The organism is Paenibacillus sp. 2TAB26 (genome assembly GCF_052115145.1).
Classification (GTDB): domain Bacteria; phylum Bacillota; class Bacilli; order Paenibacillales; family Paenibacillaceae; genus Pristimantibacillus.
In genome coordinates this window covers 1-19,622 of record NZ_JBFRGC010000054.1, presented here as the reverse complement: position 1 = coordinate 19,622, position 19,622 = coordinate 1, and the positions used below count along the sequence as shown (strand labels likewise).

Below are 19,622 nucleotides of genomic sequence, written 5' to 3'. Positions count from 1 at the left end.
TGGCATCAGCGAATTATTCGCGAGCTTGATCTGACTAGCGATGAAACAATTGAGTTTGCTAAGCTAAACTCCTCTGTCGTGCAGCCATCCCGGCACACCTTGAATCCCTATTATTTAGGCTTGAAAATATTCGAGGATATCGAGCGCCGATTCGATAACCCAACGAAGGAAGAACAAGCACGCTTCGGACGCGTCCCCGGCAAGGGCAGGGAAAAAATGTTCGAGGTACGCGAGCTCGATTCCGATATTTCGTTCATCCGCAACTACCTGACGAAGGATCTGGTTAATGATCTCGATCTGTACATTTTCGAGAAAAAAGGCCCCGAATGGAAAATTACCGATAAGTCGTGGGAGAAAATTCGCGATCAGCTTGTTTATTCAAAAGTAAACGGCGGGTTCCCTAGCTTGATGGTAAAGGATGGGGATTTTAATCGTGTGGGTGAGCTTTATCTTATTCATGAGTATGAAGGTATGGAGCTCGATCTGAAGTATGTGGAGCGTACGCTGCCTCATGTCGTTCAGCTTTGGGGGAAAAACGTACATCTTGAGACTTTTGTTGAGGATAAGAAGATTGTGTTCAGCTGTGATGGGAAGAAGACGAGTCGGAAGTTTGTTTAATTTACACGGATATTGTTTCTCAACTCAGCATTAAAGAGCTATCATGTATAATGCTAATACAAAAAACCCGATCTCATTCGATCGGGTTTTCTATTTTTCGGACAGAGGAGCGAAGGGAATCGGATCCCTGTCCGAAGATAACGCAACATAAGTTTCTACGGGTGTAGTCACAGTTTTGATGTCACCCTAGTATCGCTCCGAACCGGCTATAATTTGGGTCAGATAATAGAGATTTCTCTGTTATAGGAAAGCTATCTTCAATATGTTAAAGCATTTGGGCTTGAATAAGAACATCTGAAGATATACTCTCGTCTGCTAAATATTACAGCTGCTTGCACCTATGACTTATCTGAATAAACAAAGCCTACCTTTATCAACTAAATAGTCGAATGCTATTTCGGACGTTGCTAAACCGTAAAAACAACATACACAGTTCCTGCCCTCACGAACCGATGTGCACAATCGCCGTCACAAAGAGGAAGAGGAATACAGCCATGGATGCGTTAATGACTTCGAACAGCGCAAGTGGCTTAGACATTTTAGTCGGTGATTTTGGAAAGATACCCGCTAAGTCGATAATGTACACGATAAAGTATGAAACAGCGATGATTTGTGTGATTAAAATGGCATTTGGATGTGATATCAACAAGAGATAGCACGCGATAAACGACGTAATTCCAAGCAAGATAAGAAACAGATTAAACCCCCAAAATACACCTCCCTTTAATTTTGAGAAATCTCTATTCTCAATCGGTCCTCCCGGAACCAATATCGCCAATAATGTTACATTTAAAAACACTAGTAAACTTGCGATGATCATAATATCCTGCATCGTTATCTCTTCCTCTCATTTGTTAGTGTCTCAAGATTAACAGGAAGGATAAAACATGTATTGTAAAAAATCAGCATCTATGATCAGGTATTTATTACTTCTGACCATGCCAGACATAACTAAGGGTTAATTCATGCGGCAGTTTCTCTAACTCTTTGACGGTTTTGCCTGCAAATCTTTTGGATGTTTTGATGAGGTGGGACTGATCATAGTAACGATACTGCATATCCTTCCTCAATCCTTCATCCTCAACATGTTTTCTGAACTTCACAATATCTCCAAAGGCCTTTGGGGTCAGTCCGATCTGTTTTTTGAAGAAACGCTCCAACGTACTTACTGAAATACCAAAAAATTTTGCCATACTCACAATGTTCAAGTTTTCATATTCTCGTTCTACATAAGTAAGCATTTTTTCTATGCGGTCAGTATCCTTCTTATTCAACGCCATTTTATGCAGCAAATAATGATTGATTGTTGTGATATGTTGCTCCATATCTCTAGATTTCATCATCATTCGGTATAGTTCATCTAGATCAGGGTCCACATCGATGGCTTGAACGATTCGCTCTGCCAATTCGAGGCTGGGCACATGAAACAATTGTATAAACCCTAATGGAGTTAATGAAATCCCGATTTGATACAGCTGTTGTCCGTATCGAACATATTTCACGCTTTTCATTTGACCAATCACAACCGTATTGGGGATCACCATTTCCTGATCTTCTCCCACCTGCCTATAGGCAGACCCATAATTGAAAATGATATTGATATACCCCAGTGGCATAATTATATCTTCTCTGTTGTCATCAGAGAGAAAGTCGAAGTCTACGACCCAAATATAGCCCACTATCTTATGTAAGGCATTTATTGGTTCAAAAGTTCGAATCATCGTATGCATCTCCTTCTAAAAAACTGGTGATTATCCACTTTTTGTCCACGTTTCCCTTGAACTCGAATTCCATAGGTCATTTCAAGGAAAAAAAACATGTCTCGATAAAACCCGCTATTAATTTTCTAGTTTATTGTAAACACAATATCAACAACCAAACAGATTTTCAATTCTCAATAAATTTGATGTCTACAATTCTGAGTGTAACAAAAGTCCTAACCGTATGAGGCCGGGCTTTCCCATGGTGGAGGTGAGGGCCTTGTTCATATCTCCATCTTACTTGCTCACGATGTCTATCCCCCGCCGACGATATTAGAGGTTGGATATAAACTCCGTGCTCTCTACGCTTCGCTCCAGTCCGCGCGGACTTAACCCAGGGTTCGCCCCCTCGAGACTCCACTCAACGCAAAAAGGACACCTCTGAGGTGTCCTTTTTCATGTTGGTAGAGGCGAACCGTGGCTGTGCAAAACCACAATTCGCCGTCGAGTGAACAGTCCTCCTAGAAAGCCCCATTCCCTTGTTGGAAGACAGGCTCGATGGTTCCGTCGGGAAGTTCGCCATCAACATCAAGATTTGCGCAGCCGATCATAAAGTCAACATGCGTAAGACTTACATTAACGCCCCGCTCCAGAAGTTCTTCGCTGGATGGTTTCGTCCCGCCTTCCATATTAACAGGATAAGCACTTCCTAGCGCCAAATGACAGGAAGCATTCTAGTCAATGCCGGTATTGTAAAGTACTCTGTTCAATTGGAGATCGGGGAATCATGCGGTACTAAAGCCACCTCACCGAGATAGGATGCACCTTCATCAGTATCCGGCAATCTATTTCTTAGCCACAACGGCATCATCACACTTTAGGAGTATAGAGTTTGTTTGGAGGGGAATAAAGAAAATCTTGACTACCTCCTGGTAAGGCCGTTAATTATTTTTCTCTTTTGTATTCTCTAAGTTTACCTATCCTGGCTTTTTCTACTTCTTCAATTATTATCAGATGTTTATTCTTTATATTTGTACGTCTTGAATTTAATAAGAAGTAAGTGTTAAGAAGGAAAAAAATAATAAAAAACAAAGAAAAAATGAAGAGTATGATTCTGAACTCGTTTTAAAACTATGGATAATTTGAACAATCGACTCTTTATAACCTTCGTAATCTTGCTCTTTATTACTATTTGCAAAAACAAGGAGGCTCGCATTAATTGATATAAAGATTGTAAATGAAGCTAGTATTAATGGCACTATAAGCTTACTAATAAGATCAACTGTATGTTGTAGTGCATGACCTCCTTCATAAGTTTTTAATTTTAACTTAGTAATTCTAAATTTCTCAAAGGATGACTCAGCCAAGATCATATAAGCTTTATATAATCTCAGTGTTTCGTCTACTTTCCCTAAATTCAACTTATCCATTACTTCCTTGATTGGTGCATTAATCTTACTAATTTCATGCAAGTGTTGAATTATTACCACTATTGTAAAAATGATGATAGAAACAGCAAAAATTTGATTATTTGTTGATATAGACATTTCTCAACTTCCTCTCATTAAATTAATATTATATATCGGAGAAAATGAGTTAAGTATTATTGTAATTCCTGAAAGTATACTTTTAAAAGATAAAAAACTTGAAGCAAGATTGGTATTTAGTTGAGATATTTTTTGATTACAAAAAACAAAGTGATGGTAAAAATAGTATGTTATGAATGATTCATGTTATATAACTTCTGTTACAAATGCTTTTGCATGAAAAGTATCATTAACTTCATTCAACAGCGTCTTTCTAGGAATTTTACATCCAGAGATGCTCAACTGTTAAAATTGAACAGGACATTTAACCATTTCAGAAAGCATGCTTTTTGATACACTAAAAAAAGACACTATAAAGCGTTTCAAAAACTGTATATTTGATTTTTGGTACGTTTCATTTTGATACGGTATAATCATCGAGATCTTGATTAGTAATTGGTCTTTACATACCCTGTAGCCAGATGCTCTAAAAAATGATGTTCACAAGTTTGACGGGAACTTTAGATAGTAATAGTAACAGACGAATGCTTACGATGTCCTCATTGATTTGGAGCAACAAAAAACATCGAATAAGCTGGTTTCCTGCTCATTGGGTGCTCCCGAATTTCAACATATACTTTAATAAGGTTCACAGTCTTTTATAGGGCCAATCCCACCACAGAAACAAAATGTGTAACAGTCATCACCATGATAACATCTGGTAAATCAAGGGGCTACGGAGGCTAGGGAAGCTTAATAGTCCTCGAGTGTGCCGACGCTTTAATAACTACACTTAGTTTAATAAATATATTTTCATATTTATTGTTATTTGATAAGGAAGGAGACAATAGATTGAACAACTAAACGACATGAAGGCAGCCGATCGATAATGGCTGCCTTCATGTCGTTATTACACATATCCTTTAGATTGTTCTAATTATTTTTAAATTGCTCCATCCAATTCTGCATGGCTTCAACAACCTTCTCCAACTGCTCATCTTCTCCGATTTGAGGATCACGATCTCCCTTTTGCGGGCCGTAGGATCCGAAATGTCCGTGATTCCCGCCATCGATCGAAACATATTTCGTTAGCTCGGGAAGATTAGCTTTTGAGCTTTCCCATACATCAAGTTTGAGCACCGCGTCAGAAGTACCTGTAATTTGCAGCGCGGCAAGGTCGGTATCGGCAAGGCTTCCGCTCTCATCGGCATACGAAGCTAAGAAGTAGATGCCTGCCAGTTGATCGCTGTGTTCTGAAGCATATCTGGCCGCAAACGCGCCCCCTAGCGAGTGACCTCCGATGACAAAAGATTCGCCCGGATGCTCCTTCACGAAGGAATCGGCCTTGTTTTGCCCAAAAATAGCCAGATTAAGCGGCATTTTTGCAATGTATACACGGTGACCTAGCTTAGCAAGCTCGCTTGCAAACGGCGAATAGCTACCCGGCTCAACTAATCCGCCAGGATAAAAAATAATGTTGGGCTGCATGATGCTTCCATCCGCTGGCTCGAATGTGTACCCGTCTTTCCCTTGTGTTACATTTACCTCGCTGTTGCTTTGCAATGCCGACTCMGCTTTATTGCTTGGTGCGTATGTTTGAGATTTTAGATACAGGAATGATCCGGCGGCAACAAGCGCGATGAGGACGAAGCCCGCGAGCAGGATGCGCAGCCATATACGTTTTCGTTTTGTCTTTGTCACTGAGCAGCTCTCCTTTGAATAACTTTCATTATTTTTCAATTGTTGCAGGCTTGGAAAGCCTCCATGTCAGATAACTCATGTAGGCAAGCATGCCAAATAGTACAGCAATAGTGGTCATATGGGCTAGTACAACGAACATGTACAATTCCGGACGCTTAAGCGTATACAGCATGCCTACACCAGTAAGAATTTGGAACAAAATGAGACCAACAGCAAACTGGGCTTGCATCGTCAATTCCCGATTGCTCTTGTAATACTTGTAAATCCAAAACCACAACATGACAACCAGCAAAACCAGCAGCATACCGGCGATCCGGTGAGTCAATTCAATTGTTATCCCTCCTGCCAATTCCGGCAACCGACTGCCTGTGCAAAACAATCCGGTACAGGAACCTGCCGAATCGGTATGACTTACAAATGCGCCGGTATAGACCACAAGATAAGAATATACGGTCAAGCACCATACAAAATAGCGAAATGCCTTGCTTATCCTCGGCATTTTCTCGAATTTCGCAAGTCCCCGCGCTTTCTGTTCTTGCCTCGAGCCAAGACTCGTCATTAAAGAACTCGCTAAAGCGATAAAAGCAAAGCCCAAATGGAGCGCCATCACAGGGGAAGATTGTGAAAGTACGACTGCTAATGCACCCATTGCGCCTTGAATGATGACAAAAACCAGTGTTAACGCTGCAAAAAATTGCAGATCTTTTCGCTGCTTCAAATACACTAAAAAAGTTAGCAGTGTAACCACTGCCAAAATGCCTGCAGTCGTACTCACCAGCCTATGCGTGTATTCGATGACGGAAGCAAGCGTATGAGCCGGAACAAATTCCCCGTGACACAGTGGCCATTCCGTGCCGCATCCCAGACCTGATTCTGTTCTGGTGACGATACCACCTCCAAATGTCGCGAAAAACATAAACAGCGTTGTTGCGTAACTAAGCCATTTCAACCGAGTAATCGTTGCCAGTGTTTTCACCTGCCTTTTCTAGATGCAACCATGACAATTTTCATGGAGGAGATACTTTGATCTCATTAATTATATTTACCGGTAGGTAAATTATCAAGGTGCTTTTGATTAAAATGATGAATTGTCATAAAATATACATGGAGGTAGTTATGATAAAAAAACACTCGCAACGTGCGCCAGGTAGACCCAAACATGCAAAAGATGATCCTTCCATACGGGAAATGATTATTAAGACTGCATCCAAACGTTTTATGGAGTATGGATACGAGTCTGTGTCGCTGCTGCAAATCGCCGAAGAATGCCAAGTGTCCAAGCCTGCTATTTATTATCATTTCATTAGCAAACCGGAATTATTTAAAGTGGCAGTTACAACCGTCTTAAATCAAGTACATAGGCATATATCTCGTATTCTACAGGAGGCCGAACACCTCGAAGACGGATTGGTTACAGTAGCCGAAGCGCGGTTAACCAATCCCCATGCCGAAATCGAAACGATGCTGAGAGAGGCTGAGCCCTTTTTAAATGAGGAACAACTAATGGAAATAAGACAATCCGAGCATAGCATCTACCAGTTATTAGCGGGACATTTTCAAGTGGCAATGGACAACCATGTGCTTAGAGTCAACGATCCTATGCTTCTGGCACAAACCTTCTCCGCGATGATGCTGCTAGGAAATCGAAAAGACACCCTTCTAAAATACGCATCCAATAGGGCATTGGCAAAAGAAGTGGTTGGAATCTTTCTGCGAGGCACATCCAATGTGGGTAACAAAAAGTAAAAAAACTGAGCAATACACTATACTTTTAGTTTAAACCTAAAATACGAAAACCCATAAAATCAGGGGTTCGAGAAAATCAAAACTGGTAAATGCATTCAATTATGGAGGCTGTATTTGCAATCGGAGCCAAGATTAATGAAATTAAGCATCACTTCGCCCCTTCCCACATGAAGGGGCAACGGAATTTCCTGAAATTAATTTTGGGATTATCACTGTACGTGTGCACGTCTGAAATAGTTGTAAACATGTTGAGCTTTTCTTTAATCCACCGCAATAATATCAAACGAGCGCCGTAGACTTTACGGCACTTTATCTATTTCCCTCTTGTCCAATAATGTGACTTCAGGGGCATATTCCCTCCTTTGAAATGTATTGCGAAGATCTAGATATCGATTACGGCGAGCATATTAAATATTATTACTTATCTATATAGCGCCATCGTGCGATGGCAAAGCCACACAAAGCACTGCCTTTGACAGTCATTGTCCTCGCAAATTCCAACTCATTTCCAATAGCGCAGCCGATTACCGTCACATTGGTGGGCCGGGTTGACGGCTCTCCCACTTGCTGATGAAATTACCATTCGTTTGAAAGAAGTCGAAGAAGCGAACGAAGCTGCCGAGGAAGTCCCAGATGCGCATGCGACGTACAAAGGAGCCTATTTGATAATAATCAATCACCAAATCACCATGATGTTCCCAAACAAGCACTTGAAGTTTAAAGCAAATGCTGGCGGATCGAGGTGTTTTTCCAAGCGGTCAAGTAGGAGCTTGGATCTGAGAAACGTGTCATTCCACATCCGAAGTCCATCAGTATGCACTTTTGGAGCTATACCTGTGAGAGCGCCTCTGCTTGATCCATGAGCGTATCCCGCCTAGGACCCCAAACATGAACGCCTACTTCGAGTCGTTCCATAGCATTTTGGAGCGCCATCTGTTCGGCATACGAGATTTCATGACCTACTAGAAGGCTTATGAAGCACTGGAGTTGCTTCCATTCAAATCTTTTTTAAGTAATTTATAACACATAAATCCATTTTGAAGATATGGTAGTCTACAAGAATAATATACTTATGATCTCATATTCCGCTCAACAATGAAGCTCCAATACGACTTCGGCTTAAGCAAAATTTATGAGCTCGTCATTAACTCCAACCCCTGCTATGCGTTTCTTCTAGAGGGCAATTCTCTAATTCAAAATAAACTCATCGTCGCCCATGTGCTCGCTCACTGTGATTTTTTCAAAAACAACGCTCGCTTTGGTGTAACCAATCGCAATATGGTCGAGAGCATGTCTGCTACAGCAGATCGAATTCATCAATATGAAATGGATCATGGCACGGAGGCAGTCGAAAAGTTTATCGATGCGATCCTTGCCATTCAAGAGCATGTCGATCCGACGCTCATTAAGCCTTATCAATTAGATAAGAAACGTTATATCGAAATGGTGCAAAAGGACAGCGAGCGCTCGGAGTGGAACATCCCTTCCTCCTCTTATGATGACTTGTGGAATCTGGATCCAGATCGAACCGCTGCCGCCGCATCAGCCGCTCAATCGCAGGCCGCTGACGCCAAACGTTTTCCGCCACGGCCAGAAAAAGATCTCATCTGGTTCATTGAGGAATACTCCCCTACTCTGGAGGATTGGCAGCGCGACATTCTATCTATGCTTCGCGTAGGAATTCGTGACGGACTATTACCGGGCGCTAGTAGGCTCGAAGTTCCGTTCCGAGCTGGAGGCCAAGTGGGGACGGCAGCTGTTCCGGCTCGCCGAGCTCTCGCTGAAAACGTTCAGCCCGGAAGTAATCGAGGATCTTCAGCAGGAGAACAAATTAACGACGGAATACGCGAAGTTGATCGCTTCCGCGAAAATTCCTTTTGAAGGCGAAGAGCGCACGCTCGCGCAGCTCGGGCCGTTCCAGCAATCGACCGACCGCGATATGCGCAGACGCGCAGCCGAAGCGTCTTCCGGCTTCATGACGGAGAACGAAGCGACACTCGACCGTATTTATGACGATCTGGTCAAAGTCCGCACGCGCATAGCGAAGAAGCTCTGCTTCGACAACTTCGTCAAGCTTGGCTACGCCCGCATGAGCCGGACCGACTACGACGCGAATATGGTCGCGAACTTCCGCAAGCAGGTGCAGGACCATATCGTGCCGGCCGCAACGAATCTCAAGGAACGTCAGCGGAATCGCATCGAGGTCGACAAGCTGCTGTATTACGACGAGAACCTCTCCTTCCTGTCAGGCAACGCGACGCCGAAGGGCGACCCGGAATGGATCGTGACCAGGGGCGCGAAGATGTATGCGGAGCTGTCGCCGGAAACAGACGCGTTCTTCCGGTTTTTGCAGGACAACGAGCTGATGGACCTCGTCGCCAAGAAGGGCAAGCAAGGCGGCGGTTACTGCACGTATATTAGCGAGCACAAGGTGCCATATATTTTCTCCAACTTTAACGGAACCTCCGGCGATATCAACGTGTTGACGCACGAGGCCGGGCATGCGTTTCAGGTGTATGAGAGCCGGGGCTACGCGGTGCCGGAGTACGCCTTTCCTACCTACGAAGCCTGCGAGATCCATTCCATGAGCATGGAGTTTCTAACTTGGCCGTGGATGGAGCTGTTCTTCAAGGAGGACGCAGACAAATACCGCTTCGACCACCTCGCCAGCTCGCTCATCTTCATTCCGTACGGCGTGACCGTGGACGAATTTCAGCATTACGTGTATGCGAATCCGAACGCTACGCCAGCCGAGCGAAAGCAGGCGTGGCGCGAGATCGAGAAGAAATATCTCCCTCATCGTGATTACGCGGACAACTTGTACTTGGCGGCAGGCGGCTTCTGGCACAAGCAGGGGCATATTTTCAACTCGCCATTCTACTACATCGACTACACACTTGCACAGCTCTGTGCGTTTCAATTCTGGAAGAAGTCACGCGAAGACCGCGAAGCCGCATGGAACGACTACCTCGGTCTATGCCGTCTCGGCGGCAGCCTCTCCTTCACAGAGCTCGCAAACGCGGCCGGCCTGATCTCGCCGTTCGAAGACGGCTGCGTCGCCTCAGTCATCGGCACCATAGAGGCCTGGCTGGACAGCGTGGAAGACAAATCTCTGTGAGACGGTTCGCGTGCAGTCAGTTTTCATCTCTCCTGAGCCTTTAGATCAACAAATGTAAGCCAGACTATATTAATAAAACCAGCGGCAGCCTTGGACCTATACGTCCTGGGCTACCGCTGGTTTTTTGTACTGTTTTTCCGTGTCATTATTGAATTACCGTGTCCCGTTTGCTAATAATTGGTCATCAATTTTCTTACTTAATAACTATTTCCAAAAGACAAATTCCGAGAAATTCCCAAATGGATCTCCTACCCTAAGCTCGTTGTAAAGTTCGAAATCTCCTACAATATAGTAGACTGGAAGTAGATGATTAATATACGGGATTAGTATATTTCTTAAATATAGCTTCGAGTATCATTATTCCTGCCAAACTTATAGACGGCTATTAAAGATAAGGCCACAGAAAAAGCAATCAAAATGATCAAGTTCAAGGATAATTCCCCAAGGGATACCCCTTGCTGTAGATCGCTGAAGGTATCCAACAACCAATATTGGGGAAGAAAGTGCGCAAGCTGCTGCATGGTTTCCGGCATTAACACAAGCGGGAACATACATCCGGACAATAAGCTGCTAGGAATGAGGATCATATTCTGCATGCCGCTGGCTGTTGAAGAGCTACTGGAAAATGCCACAATTACAAGAGATAATCCTATTGCCACCAGTGCAAATAACACAAGTATCAGGAACATGCTCCAATAAGGAATACCCGGATCGACATGAAAAATAGTTATCATAATCAACAGTGTCACTGCAATCTGCAGCATCATCATAGTCAAATTAACGATGATATTAGATAAGACATAGGTTCTAGGGTTGATCGGTGAGGATAGAAGGCGATAATAGGTTCTATTCTCTCTTTCCTTGATAAGAATACCAGATAAATTCGAAGCGGACACTAGCATGAGGATGAGTAAGTATCCTATTGATTGATTGGTTTTGTTGAAATTGACAGATTGATCCTCCACTTTCTGGGCTGATAGTTCGAATCCCGTTTTTTGAAATTCGTCATATAGGGTAATAAACTTAGCCTCATCTCCTTTAGCTATCATGCCGATCGAAGCCATATTGTTAATATGTTGATCCAAGGATGCCTTTACCTGTCCGGTAACCTGCGCCCCCTTAATGGATACGATCTTAACATTTGCTGGCTTGCCAACAATCAAGCTTTGCGCGAAACCTGCGGGAAAGATAATTGCTGCATCCAGCTCTCCAGAAGCAATCTGCCCATTTATCTCATTCTCTTCAAGCGCAATTACAAGCATGGAATCTTGTCTGCCCACCGAATCAATAACACCTTTTGTAATCGTCTGACCCCCATCATGATTAACAATGCCCATTTTTAAATCAACTTCTCCCGTGCCTCCTTGGACTAGTGTCGCGAGCAGAATTCCCATAACAGGAAAGACAAAATATATAAATAGATTCAAAACGTTTTTAAAGGTGGAAATAAACGTCTTCCGAATCAGCCATAATGTGTCTCTCATTCTTACAGCCCCTCCTTTCTGCGTATCATCGTTAATGCGATACCAAGCAAGACGATCGCGAAGCCGATATTCAACATCACGGCGTTAACCGTTGCTGTCATATTGTCTGCGTAGATCATTTCAAGAAGTGCAGCATTTGACCATTGCAGCGGAGAAAGAGAAGAGAGAGCTGCCATGAATCCAGTAGCCTTCTCGACCGGGAAGTATGAACCGCCGAAAAATGCGGCCAATTGGATAATAATCATTACAACAGTGCCTGATGCGTTACCCTTAATGATATAACTGAACCCGAGTCCTAAGCTCACAGCGAAAATGATTTCAGTAAAGAGCGTTATAAACACGAGACCCAAATTTTCTCCCCAGTAGGCATTAAACATGTATTTACTAATAAGCACTACAACAATTGTGAGTATCACATTTAACACAACAAGACCTGCTAATTTACCCACAAAAATTTCGATTTTCGTCACCGGTGAAGCAAGCAATCGGACAGCTGTGTTCCTTTTCCGTTCACTATCTATTAATTGTGCGGCCGTCAAGGCGCTATATAAAATAATCATTGTCGTAATCGCTACAGCGAAATAGTCCATGGCACCCGGTTTCCTTGTCGAATTCAGCGACTCTTCCATCACATAGCTTTCACTGCCACTTCCGCTCATGATCGCAGCCGCTTGCTCCGAGTCGGTACCTGCTACTTCAGCCGCCAATCGGTAACGATCTGCAAATGCTGTAAGCACGCTCTTAGCAATACCGCTTTCAATTAAGCTCTGACTGCTGCTGTAATACTTCAGTCCATTGTCCGTAATCTCGACGTAACCCGCATAGCGGTTGTTCTTCACTTCTATTTTCCCATCCGTCTTCTCGTCTGCCTTCTCGAGTTTAATACCGGCTTGACGCATCTGCCCCGTGAAGTCATCCCAATAGGTAGAGAAATCACTCGACGAGCTATTATTCTTATACAGCACTTTAATCTCATCAACCGTTAAACTACCGTTGAAAGAATTCGTAAGCGCCGTTCCCAAAATAAGCATGGTTAATAGCGGCGAAACCACCAAGAACAAAAGCATCTTGGGATCGCGGATAACCTTTAACTCTTTGAGCATTATTCTGAATATATTCATTTCCCCTTCGCCTCCTTACCCCTTCTTTCTTATCAGTCCCGCAGGCTTCTGCCTGTCAATGTCAGGAACACCGTCTCCAAACTTGGCTCATTCTCTTCCACTGAACGTATTTCAATATCGTCCGCCATCAACTGCTGAATGATTCGGTTCAAATTATTGACCTCGGAATCAGAGGTGATCTTAACGATTCGATCCTCCACTTCAACCCGGTTTACGCCAGCAATTCCCTCCAGCTTGTTCCTATCCAGATTTTCCGCCGAACGGACTTCGATACCTATATTTTTCTGATTCGTAATGATGGCCTTTAATTGACCTTTCGTTCCTTCCGCGATGATCTTGCCGTGGTCTATAATGGCGATTCTTGTACAGATCTCCTCGACCTCCTCCATGTAATGGCTGGTGTAGATGATCGTACAACCGAGTTCATTCAGTTTCTTCACGGAACCAAGAATATAGTTGCGAGATTGCGGATCAATCCCCACCGTTGGCTCATCCATTATGAGCAGCTTTGGCCGATGTGCGATTGCACAGGCTATGTTCAATCTTCGCTTCATGCCGCCTGAGAAGTTTTTGGGATAGCTTTTGTGCTTGTCGCCAAGACCCACGAATGCTAGTGCTTCAATCACCCGCTCCTTTAACTTTGCCCCTCTAAGTCCGTATAATCCGGCAAAAAAATGAACATTTTCGTAAGCGGTCATATCCTCATAAATAGCCATTTCCTGCGGTACAATCCCGATGTTCATCTTCGCAAATTTACCGTGTTTAGCAATACTCTTGCCAAGAACTTCGATTTCACCCTTGGTGATCCGAAGCAGAGAGGCAATCATGTTAATGGCCGTACTCTTACCTGCTCCATTTGCACCCAGAAATCCGAATATCTCGCCTTCCTTTACGGACATCGTGATATTGTCCACGGCAATAAAATCCCCAAATTTCTTCGTAAGCTGCTTAATTTCAAGTACGTTCATTCGTAACACTCCCGTTTCGTCTTTAGGATAATGTAATTGTAATAAAAAAGGATGCCCCTGTGACAGTGCACAAGTTCATCCTTAACCCATGAGAATCTTCCTATTTAAACTCATCTTATCCGTGAGGAATTAATGTAGTGACACTGAAGCCTCTTGAGCCATCGACGATAATTGTACCATTTACGCTTGCTGCCCGTTCTTCCATACCGATGATTCCCAAGCCTTTTATCACCTTCTGCTCACCTTTGCCGTTGTCGGAAACTTCAACCTTGATCAAGGTCCTCAGTACTTCGATATGGATGGAGACGAAAGTAGCGTTTGAATATTTCATGGCATTGGTCAACGCTTCCTGGGTGTTCTCCTGAATGACCTTCCACTGGATCGGAGTAATGATATCGACATTACCTTCATGAGTGAGAGAGGTCCTGATCGTATGCTTCGCTGAAAATTCATCAATAAATAATTTAATCCGATTTATTCCGAGCTTCTCTGTCGGTGGCTTCATATTTTTTAGCACAAGTCGGATACTCTCGATCCCATCCTTGGAGATATGGATTGCATTCTGCAGCAGCTCCGCCGACTTGTTCGGATCGGAGGTGAACAAGCGCTTCGAGGCTTCCATCTGGATCAATGCACCCGTCATCGAATGTCCGATCTTATCATGAATTTCCTGGGACAGTCGGTTACGCTCCTCCAGCTTAATCGTATAATCGGACTGTCTGATATATTCTTTATTCTCATTTAGACTCTCAGTCAAATGCTGGATATGTTCGTTTCTATTTTCTATGTCCTCTTTGAGGTCTGCAATTTTGCTTATGTAATTGTTAAGCAAGAGGGAGTAGAGGAAACTTAGCATCGCAACGAGAGCATATGTAACCAAGGTAGCTTGAGATTCTTGAGACAGCAACAAGAGCGGAACCAGCATGAGCAATAGAATAATTCCGCTTTTACGCAGGTATATAGTGAATAGTTCGTATATGTTCAGAGGGAACAGGAGTAAAAATAAGGGTTGGATATACGACGAGGACGCTGCAATAACCATCATGGATAGCAGAAGCACAATCGTCGTGATACTAACCTTTTTAGCGATATAGATGGAAATATTCAAACACAGGTAGAGGAGGATGGACAGCATATACCATGGTGAAATCGAACCTATTGATACATAGGATTGAATGACCACATAGCTTAAGAGAATCGCTTTTACGCCCATTGTCCAGAGTTCTATAGGTGTTCCCCTCTCCGTCACTTAATCCACTTCCCCGGTCAAAAAATAAATCGCGATTTGTGTACGATGCGTAAGACCCTTCTTGCCTAGAATAGAAGTAATATGGTTAGCAATGGTGCCTTCTGAGATGAACAGCTTCTTCGAAATCTCGCGATTGGAAAGCCCTTTCGCGATGAGGGACATAATGTCGTGCTCTCTATCCGTGAATAAGCTTCTGTCGATCTTACTCCCTTTATTTTCTTTCTTATCTTTATCCTTGTCCGGTAGCAAACTAGATTTCAGCTTATCGAGCACAGCATCCTGCAGCACATTATGTCCGTTGTATACAGTAATGATGGCATCCCGAATCCGCTCTGGATCGTTATTCTTGAGCAGATATCCCTTCGCCCCGCTCCGAATCGCATCGAGAATAAACGCCTCGTCATCGAAGGTGGTTAGGATTAACGCTTTGGTTCCTGTCAGCTCAGAGATCAGCTTGGTCGCTTCCACACCATTCATATTGGGCATCTGCACATCGAGCAGTGCCACGTCTACATCATTCTCCCTGCAGAAATCTACGGCTTCTCGACCATCCTCAACCGTCGCCAATACCTCGAACTCATTGAAGGTGGTCAGTATGATCCTCATGCCTTCCCGGATAAAGGGATTGTCATCGGAAATTATAACCTTTATTTTCATCGCTGCTCACTCTCCGTTCTACGCTATTTAACAACATCCCTCACATTTAGCTTGTGCTAGAGCATGTTTCACTTATTCTCTAATTTTGATTATATAAAAAATTACTAGAATATGAATTAATTCAATCGATATCACACTTTACTGGTTAAAGCAGCTGTGATCGCGTGTGCAAATAAACTGCTCCACTGGATTTTTGCGATTTTGACCAAGAAGGCAGCAAGCATTCTAGACTGAATATACAATACTTAGATATGAAGAAATACCTTCTCTATATCGGTGGGACGGTTCTTTGTTATTAGTATATCATTCTTCGTTTCGTCTTTAATAAATATTGACAAGCTACTAGCTGGAATAGTTCAACGAGGCTGCCGTGTTATACAGGCAGCCTCGTTGTGATTGTTAAGCTATAGTTACCCGTCCCTCCGTTTTAGGGGTTTATCTCACGTATACTCACTCATTCGCAGGATTTCGTCACCTTGGATCAAGTCCATCTCAGGAAGCAACGCAGTTGATGCCGCTTGAGGTGGTGAGCTGGGCATGCGGAAATAGAGGAACACTCAGGAAATATTCCCCAGACAGTCTCTACTGCACGCATACTCCACATGATCCCTGGAGGTTCACCCTCCCACAACTCAACGGGTCAATGCCCTTACATTCCTTCGTTATACCTGTCCAAGGTGGGGAGACCGATAGCGTTTAGCGGATGGGCCAGAGCCCTTTTGGGTAACGAACTCGGTCCTCCGTGCTTTCTTTGTGAAATCCTGCGAATGAGCCAATATACGTGATGCTGCTTAGATTAAGCTGCTTCTGTCCAGCTCAGGACGGTTTTTTCTGGCGTGAACTTTTCTCCCCGTTGAACAATACCAACTAGAATTCGTGCCAGCTTTCCTATTAACTTAAATATGGATTGCTGCTTTTTCATCTTCTTTTCTTGCACATTATGCTCATGCAGATGACGGAACACGGGATTATTCCAAACGAGCTGAACCGTCGCGAGATAGAGATATTTTCGCAGGGCTGAGTCTCCTCGTTTCGAAAGAACAATTCGTCCTTTTCGCTTTCCTGACGTACTTTCAGCCAAATTTAGGGCAGCTTTCCGTAATACTTGATGTCCATGCGCATACTGTTTTAAATCTCCTGTACCAGCTAGTGTGGCAGCGGTGAAGATCTTCCCGAGACATTTTATGGTGCGAAGCTGCTGTGCCATTGGAATCTCAGAAAGCAGAGCTTCGATGTCCTTTTCAAACTGTTCAAGCATGGTGGTAACTCGTTCATATTCTTCAAGAAGCCGTATTAAATCTACCTTCGATTCTTCTACCGCGGTTTGATCTCCGACACTGCGTTTAGCATGAGCGGTGAGCTGGGCAGCCTTCTCCATCCCCGTAGAACCCCCAGCGCGCTGCATATGGGTTCTCCAAGCACTGATTACATCCGGTACTCCATACGTCTCCAAATCCTGTGGGCAAGGGAATGTCTTGAGGGTCACCAATGATCGCTTTACTGAAATAGCTCACTGAAATATTGCAGCCCGACCCATTCACTTCCCCATATTCCGTGTATGAATGTATAATCGCGAAACGCGATCTGGATTCCATACAATGGAATATAGGCGAAGACGAGATAATAAATCATTCCGGGCAACACCAAGAACCAAACATATTTCGCTTTCAATATTGATCGGTACAAATCTATCATTGGTTTCCTCCTCTGGTATAGCAGTTATCTGTAATCCTATTCTAGTGAAAGCAGGAGCAACTTCGTATGGCCGTTTTTTTGGGATTTATGTGTTTATTTAAGCCGAGCCTATACTATAAATCCAAAAGCGTTAGAAGGAGACCGTTAAGTCACTCTATAACTTTATATGGCAAAAAAAAGAACAAGCGCGAAATCCCCGCTTATTCAGTATTTGTGTCAAGATAATGCTTCTGTTAGATGTAGTTCTGCTGTATCTTAAAGAGACTATATCCTAGAATTTCTTTAAGGAGTTAAGCTAAGAGGATTAATATTATCTTCTTTCGCTTAAATATTTGTCTCCATATCATAGAGTAAAGTCAGAGGAGCCTTTATATATCAAGGTTTTTTCTGTCATCTGACGGTTCCTTTATTAACTTCTCAATTACGTTATACCCCTCGTATATTGAGTTACTCCATTACCTCCTTGACCGTATGCCTGCTATTCTCAGTTCAATTGCTTTTGTCTTTACTTCCACTGGGTAACTTACTCTTGTTGCCAACGTAAAATCACCTCCAAGGTTGTCTCCATATCTTACGACACGGTTGCATTTTCTTGAAGGTGTTTTGATTTGTCTCACGTTATGGGGTCAGTCCCCTGTGAGTCACAATTCATAGCAGAAGGCTTCTTTTGTATCCAGTTGGTCCCACAACCTGGGTTACATCGAAAGTTGAGTTAATTATTTAACCTCGATATAAAATCTCTTATAGATGCTATCAATTACTTCTTTTATATTTTCAGATCTCTTAAAATCATTGCTTGCGATGATTAGAATGGTTTCTTTGCTTATACTTCAGGAAATCCTTGCTGCTTACCCTATCAAGACTCTCGTGCTTGCACTTACATTCCTTTCAATAAATCAATCTTCATACTGCCCTAAAATATTGTTAAAATCTAGAAATAACACATACAGTCAATAATCTTTATTTATTTGCCAGATGAGCCTTAAAGAATCTTCAAAATACTCTTTCCGAAACCAATGCTTCTTATATATAAGCCAGAGCTAGCTTCGAACACTATTTATTGTATCTCTGATTTCTAATAAAGAATTAACCCTTAAGACATTTCTCTTGTCCGATTCACTATTCTGTCTATCTAGCCATATACCTTTCATTCCAATTTTTTCGCAGGCTAAAACATCATTCTCCAGATTATCTCCAATATAAAAACAGTCCGCTGTCGACGAGTTGGATCTACTGCATGCTATTTCAAATATTTTTTCATTCGGCTTAGAATAGCCCACATCGCCTGTTGTTACAATTAAAACAAAGGAATTAATAATCCCTAGCTGACTCAATTTAAGTATGAAGCTCTTACTTAAGCTTAATTTTCTTCATATTTGTTGTCGTTTGATAAAACGTTCAACAAAATGAAGCTCCAATACGACTTCGGCTTAAGCAAAATTTATGAGCTCGTCATTAACTCCAACCCCTGCTACGCATTTCTTCTAGAGGGCAATTCTCTAATTCAAAATAAACTCATCGTCGCCCATGTGCTTGCTCACTGTGACTTTTTCAAAAACAACGCTCGCTTTGGTGTAACCAATCGCAATATGGTCGAGAGCATGTCTGCGGATCGTATTCATCAATATGAAATGGATCACGGCACGGAGGCGGTCGAGAAGTTTATCGATGCAATACTCGCCATTCAAGAGCATGTCGATCCTACGCTCATCAAGCCTTATCAATTAGATAAGAAACGTTATATCGAAATGGTACAAAAGGACAGCGAGCGCTCGGAGTGGAATATCCCTTCCTCCTCTTATGATGACTTGTGGAATCTAGACCCAGATCGCACAGCTGCCGCCGCATCAGCCGCTCAATCGCAGGCCGCTGACGCCAAACGTTTTCCGCCACGGCCAGAAAAAGATCWCATCTGGTTCATTGAGGAATACTCCCCTACTCTGGAGGATTGGCAGCGCGACATTCTATCTATGCTTCGCGATGAGATGCTCTAYTTCTGGCCGCAAATCGAGACCAAAATTATGAACGAAGGCTGGGCT

Annotated in this window: 16 protein-coding genes and 3 pseudogenes; 5 read left to right on the top strand and 14 right to left on the bottom strand. The window is 43.1% G+C overall.

Annotated elements, in window-relative coordinates:
- The coding region (locus AB4Z50_RS35130; protein WP_441887021.1) for a SpoVR family protein at window positions 1-618 on the top strand (618 nt) is incomplete at its 5' end.
- A 442-nt stretch (window positions 619-1,060) separates the two neighbouring features.
- On the opposite strand, the gene AB4Z50_RS35125 is transcribed toward AB4Z50_RS35130, so the two are convergent.
- The 6 genes and pseudogenes from AB4Z50_RS35125 to AB4Z50_RS35100 form a co-directional block, all read right to left on the bottom strand.
- Entirely contained in the window at window positions 1,061-1,450 is a 390-nt protein-coding gene (locus tag AB4Z50_RS35125; RefSeq protein ID WP_441887019.1) for a hypothetical protein, read from the bottom strand.
- Between the two features lie 94 nt (window positions 1,451-1,544).
- Window positions 1,545-2,339, bottom strand: a complete 795-nt coding sequence (locus tag AB4Z50_RS35120; RefSeq protein WP_441887017.1) for a DUF6597 domain-containing transcriptional factor — start codon at window positions 2,337-2,339, stop codon at window positions 1,545-1,547.
- Between the two features lie 500 nt (window positions 2,340-2,839).
- Window positions 2,840-3,162, bottom strand: a pseudogene (locus AB4Z50_RS35115) (aminopeptidase); the annotation flags it as partial.
- Between the two features lie 202 nt (window positions 3,163-3,364).
- On the bottom strand, window positions 3,365-3,865 hold the full coding sequence (locus AB4Z50_RS35110; protein ID WP_441887015.1) for a hypothetical protein: 501 nt from the start codon (window positions 3,863-3,865) through the stop codon (window positions 3,365-3,367).
- Between the two features lie 912 nt (window positions 3,866-4,777).
- The gene (locus tag AB4Z50_RS35105) at window positions 4,778-5,545 is read right to left on the bottom strand and encodes an alpha/beta fold hydrolase (RefSeq protein ID WP_441887013.1); all 768 of its coding nucleotides are present in this window, start codon (window positions 5,543-5,545) and stop codon (window positions 4,778-4,780) included.
- Between the two features lie 28 nt (window positions 5,546-5,573).
- Entirely contained in the window at window positions 5,574-6,521 is a 948-nt protein-coding gene (locus tag AB4Z50_RS35100) for a COX15/CtaA family protein (RefSeq protein ID WP_441887012.1), read from the bottom strand.
- A 140-nt stretch (window positions 6,522-6,661) separates the two neighbouring features.
- On the opposite strand from AB4Z50_RS35100, the gene AB4Z50_RS35095 reads away from it, so the two are divergent.
- From AB4Z50_RS35095 to AB4Z50_RS35085, 3 genes and pseudogenes are all read left to right on the top strand, one after another.
- Window positions 6,662-7,291 carry a TetR/AcrR family transcriptional regulator gene (locus tag AB4Z50_RS35095; protein ID WP_441887010.1) on the top strand — a complete coding sequence of 210 codons (630 nt, stop codon included), beginning with the start codon at window positions 6,662-6,664 and terminating at the stop codon, window positions 7,289-7,291.
- Window positions 7,292-8,386: 1,095 nt separating this feature from the next.
- Window positions 8,387-8,905: pseudogene (locus AB4Z50_RS35090) on the top strand (SpoVR family protein); the annotation flags it as partial.
- A 64-nt stretch (window positions 8,906-8,969) separates the two neighbouring features.
- Window positions 8,970-10,409: pseudogene (locus AB4Z50_RS35085) on the top strand (M3 family oligoendopeptidase); the annotation flags it as partial.
- A gap of 335 nt (window positions 10,410-10,744) precedes the next feature.
- On the opposite strand, the gene AB4Z50_RS35080 reads toward AB4Z50_RS35085, so the two are convergent.
- The 8 genes from AB4Z50_RS35080 to AB4Z50_RS35045 form a co-directional block, all read right to left on the bottom strand.
- Complete coding sequence (locus tag AB4Z50_RS35080; protein ID WP_441887008.1) at window positions 10,745-11,893, bottom strand: ABC transporter permease; 1,149 nt, start codon at window positions 11,891-11,893, stop codon at window positions 10,745-10,747.
- A 2-nt stretch (window positions 11,894-11,895) separates the two neighbouring features.
- Window positions 11,896-13,014, bottom strand: a complete 1,119-nt coding sequence (locus AB4Z50_RS35075; protein WP_441887006.1) for an ABC transporter permease — start codon at window positions 13,012-13,014, stop codon at window positions 11,896-11,898.
- A 32-nt stretch (window positions 13,015-13,046) separates the two neighbouring features.
- The gene (locus tag AB4Z50_RS35070; RefSeq protein ID WP_441887005.1) at window positions 13,047-13,982 is read right to left on the bottom strand and encodes an ATP-binding cassette domain-containing protein; all 936 of its coding nucleotides are present in this window, start codon (window positions 13,980-13,982) and stop codon (window positions 13,047-13,049) included.
- A 115-nt stretch (window positions 13,983-14,097) separates the two neighbouring features.
- Window positions 14,098-15,210 (bottom strand): sensor histidine kinase, encoded by a 1,113-nt coding sequence (locus AB4Z50_RS35065; RefSeq protein ID WP_441887025.1) that lies wholly within the window; start codon window positions 15,208-15,210, stop codon window positions 14,098-14,100.
- Between the two features lie 21 nt (window positions 15,211-15,231).
- Window positions 15,232-15,888 (bottom strand): response regulator, encoded by a 657-nt coding sequence (locus AB4Z50_RS35060; protein WP_441887003.1) that lies wholly within the window; start codon window positions 15,886-15,888, stop codon window positions 15,232-15,234.
- Window positions 15,889-16,684: 796 nt separating this feature from the next.
- Window positions 16,685-17,293: a transposase gene (locus AB4Z50_RS35055; RefSeq protein ID WP_441887002.1), complete on the bottom strand. Its 609-nt coding sequence runs from the start codon at window positions 17,291-17,293 to the stop codon at window positions 16,685-16,687.
- Window positions 17,294-17,385: 92 nt separating this feature from the next.
- Window positions 17,386-17,583: a hypothetical protein gene (locus AB4Z50_RS35050; protein WP_441887000.1), complete on the bottom strand. Its 198-nt coding sequence runs from the start codon at window positions 17,581-17,583 to the stop codon at window positions 17,386-17,388.
- Window positions 17,584-18,623: 1,040 nt separating this feature from the next.
- Window positions 18,624-18,926, bottom strand: coding sequence for an HAD family hydrolase (locus AB4Z50_RS35045; protein ID WP_441887023.1), 303 nt, complete (start codon window positions 18,924-18,926; stop codon window positions 18,624-18,626).
- A 36-nt stretch (window positions 18,927-18,962) separates the two neighbouring features.
- On the opposite strand from AB4Z50_RS35045, the gene AB4Z50_RS35040 reads away from it, so the two are divergent.
- On the top strand, window positions 18,963-19,622 hold a 660-nt coding region (locus AB4Z50_RS35040), incomplete at its 3' end, for a SpoVR family protein (protein WP_441886998.1).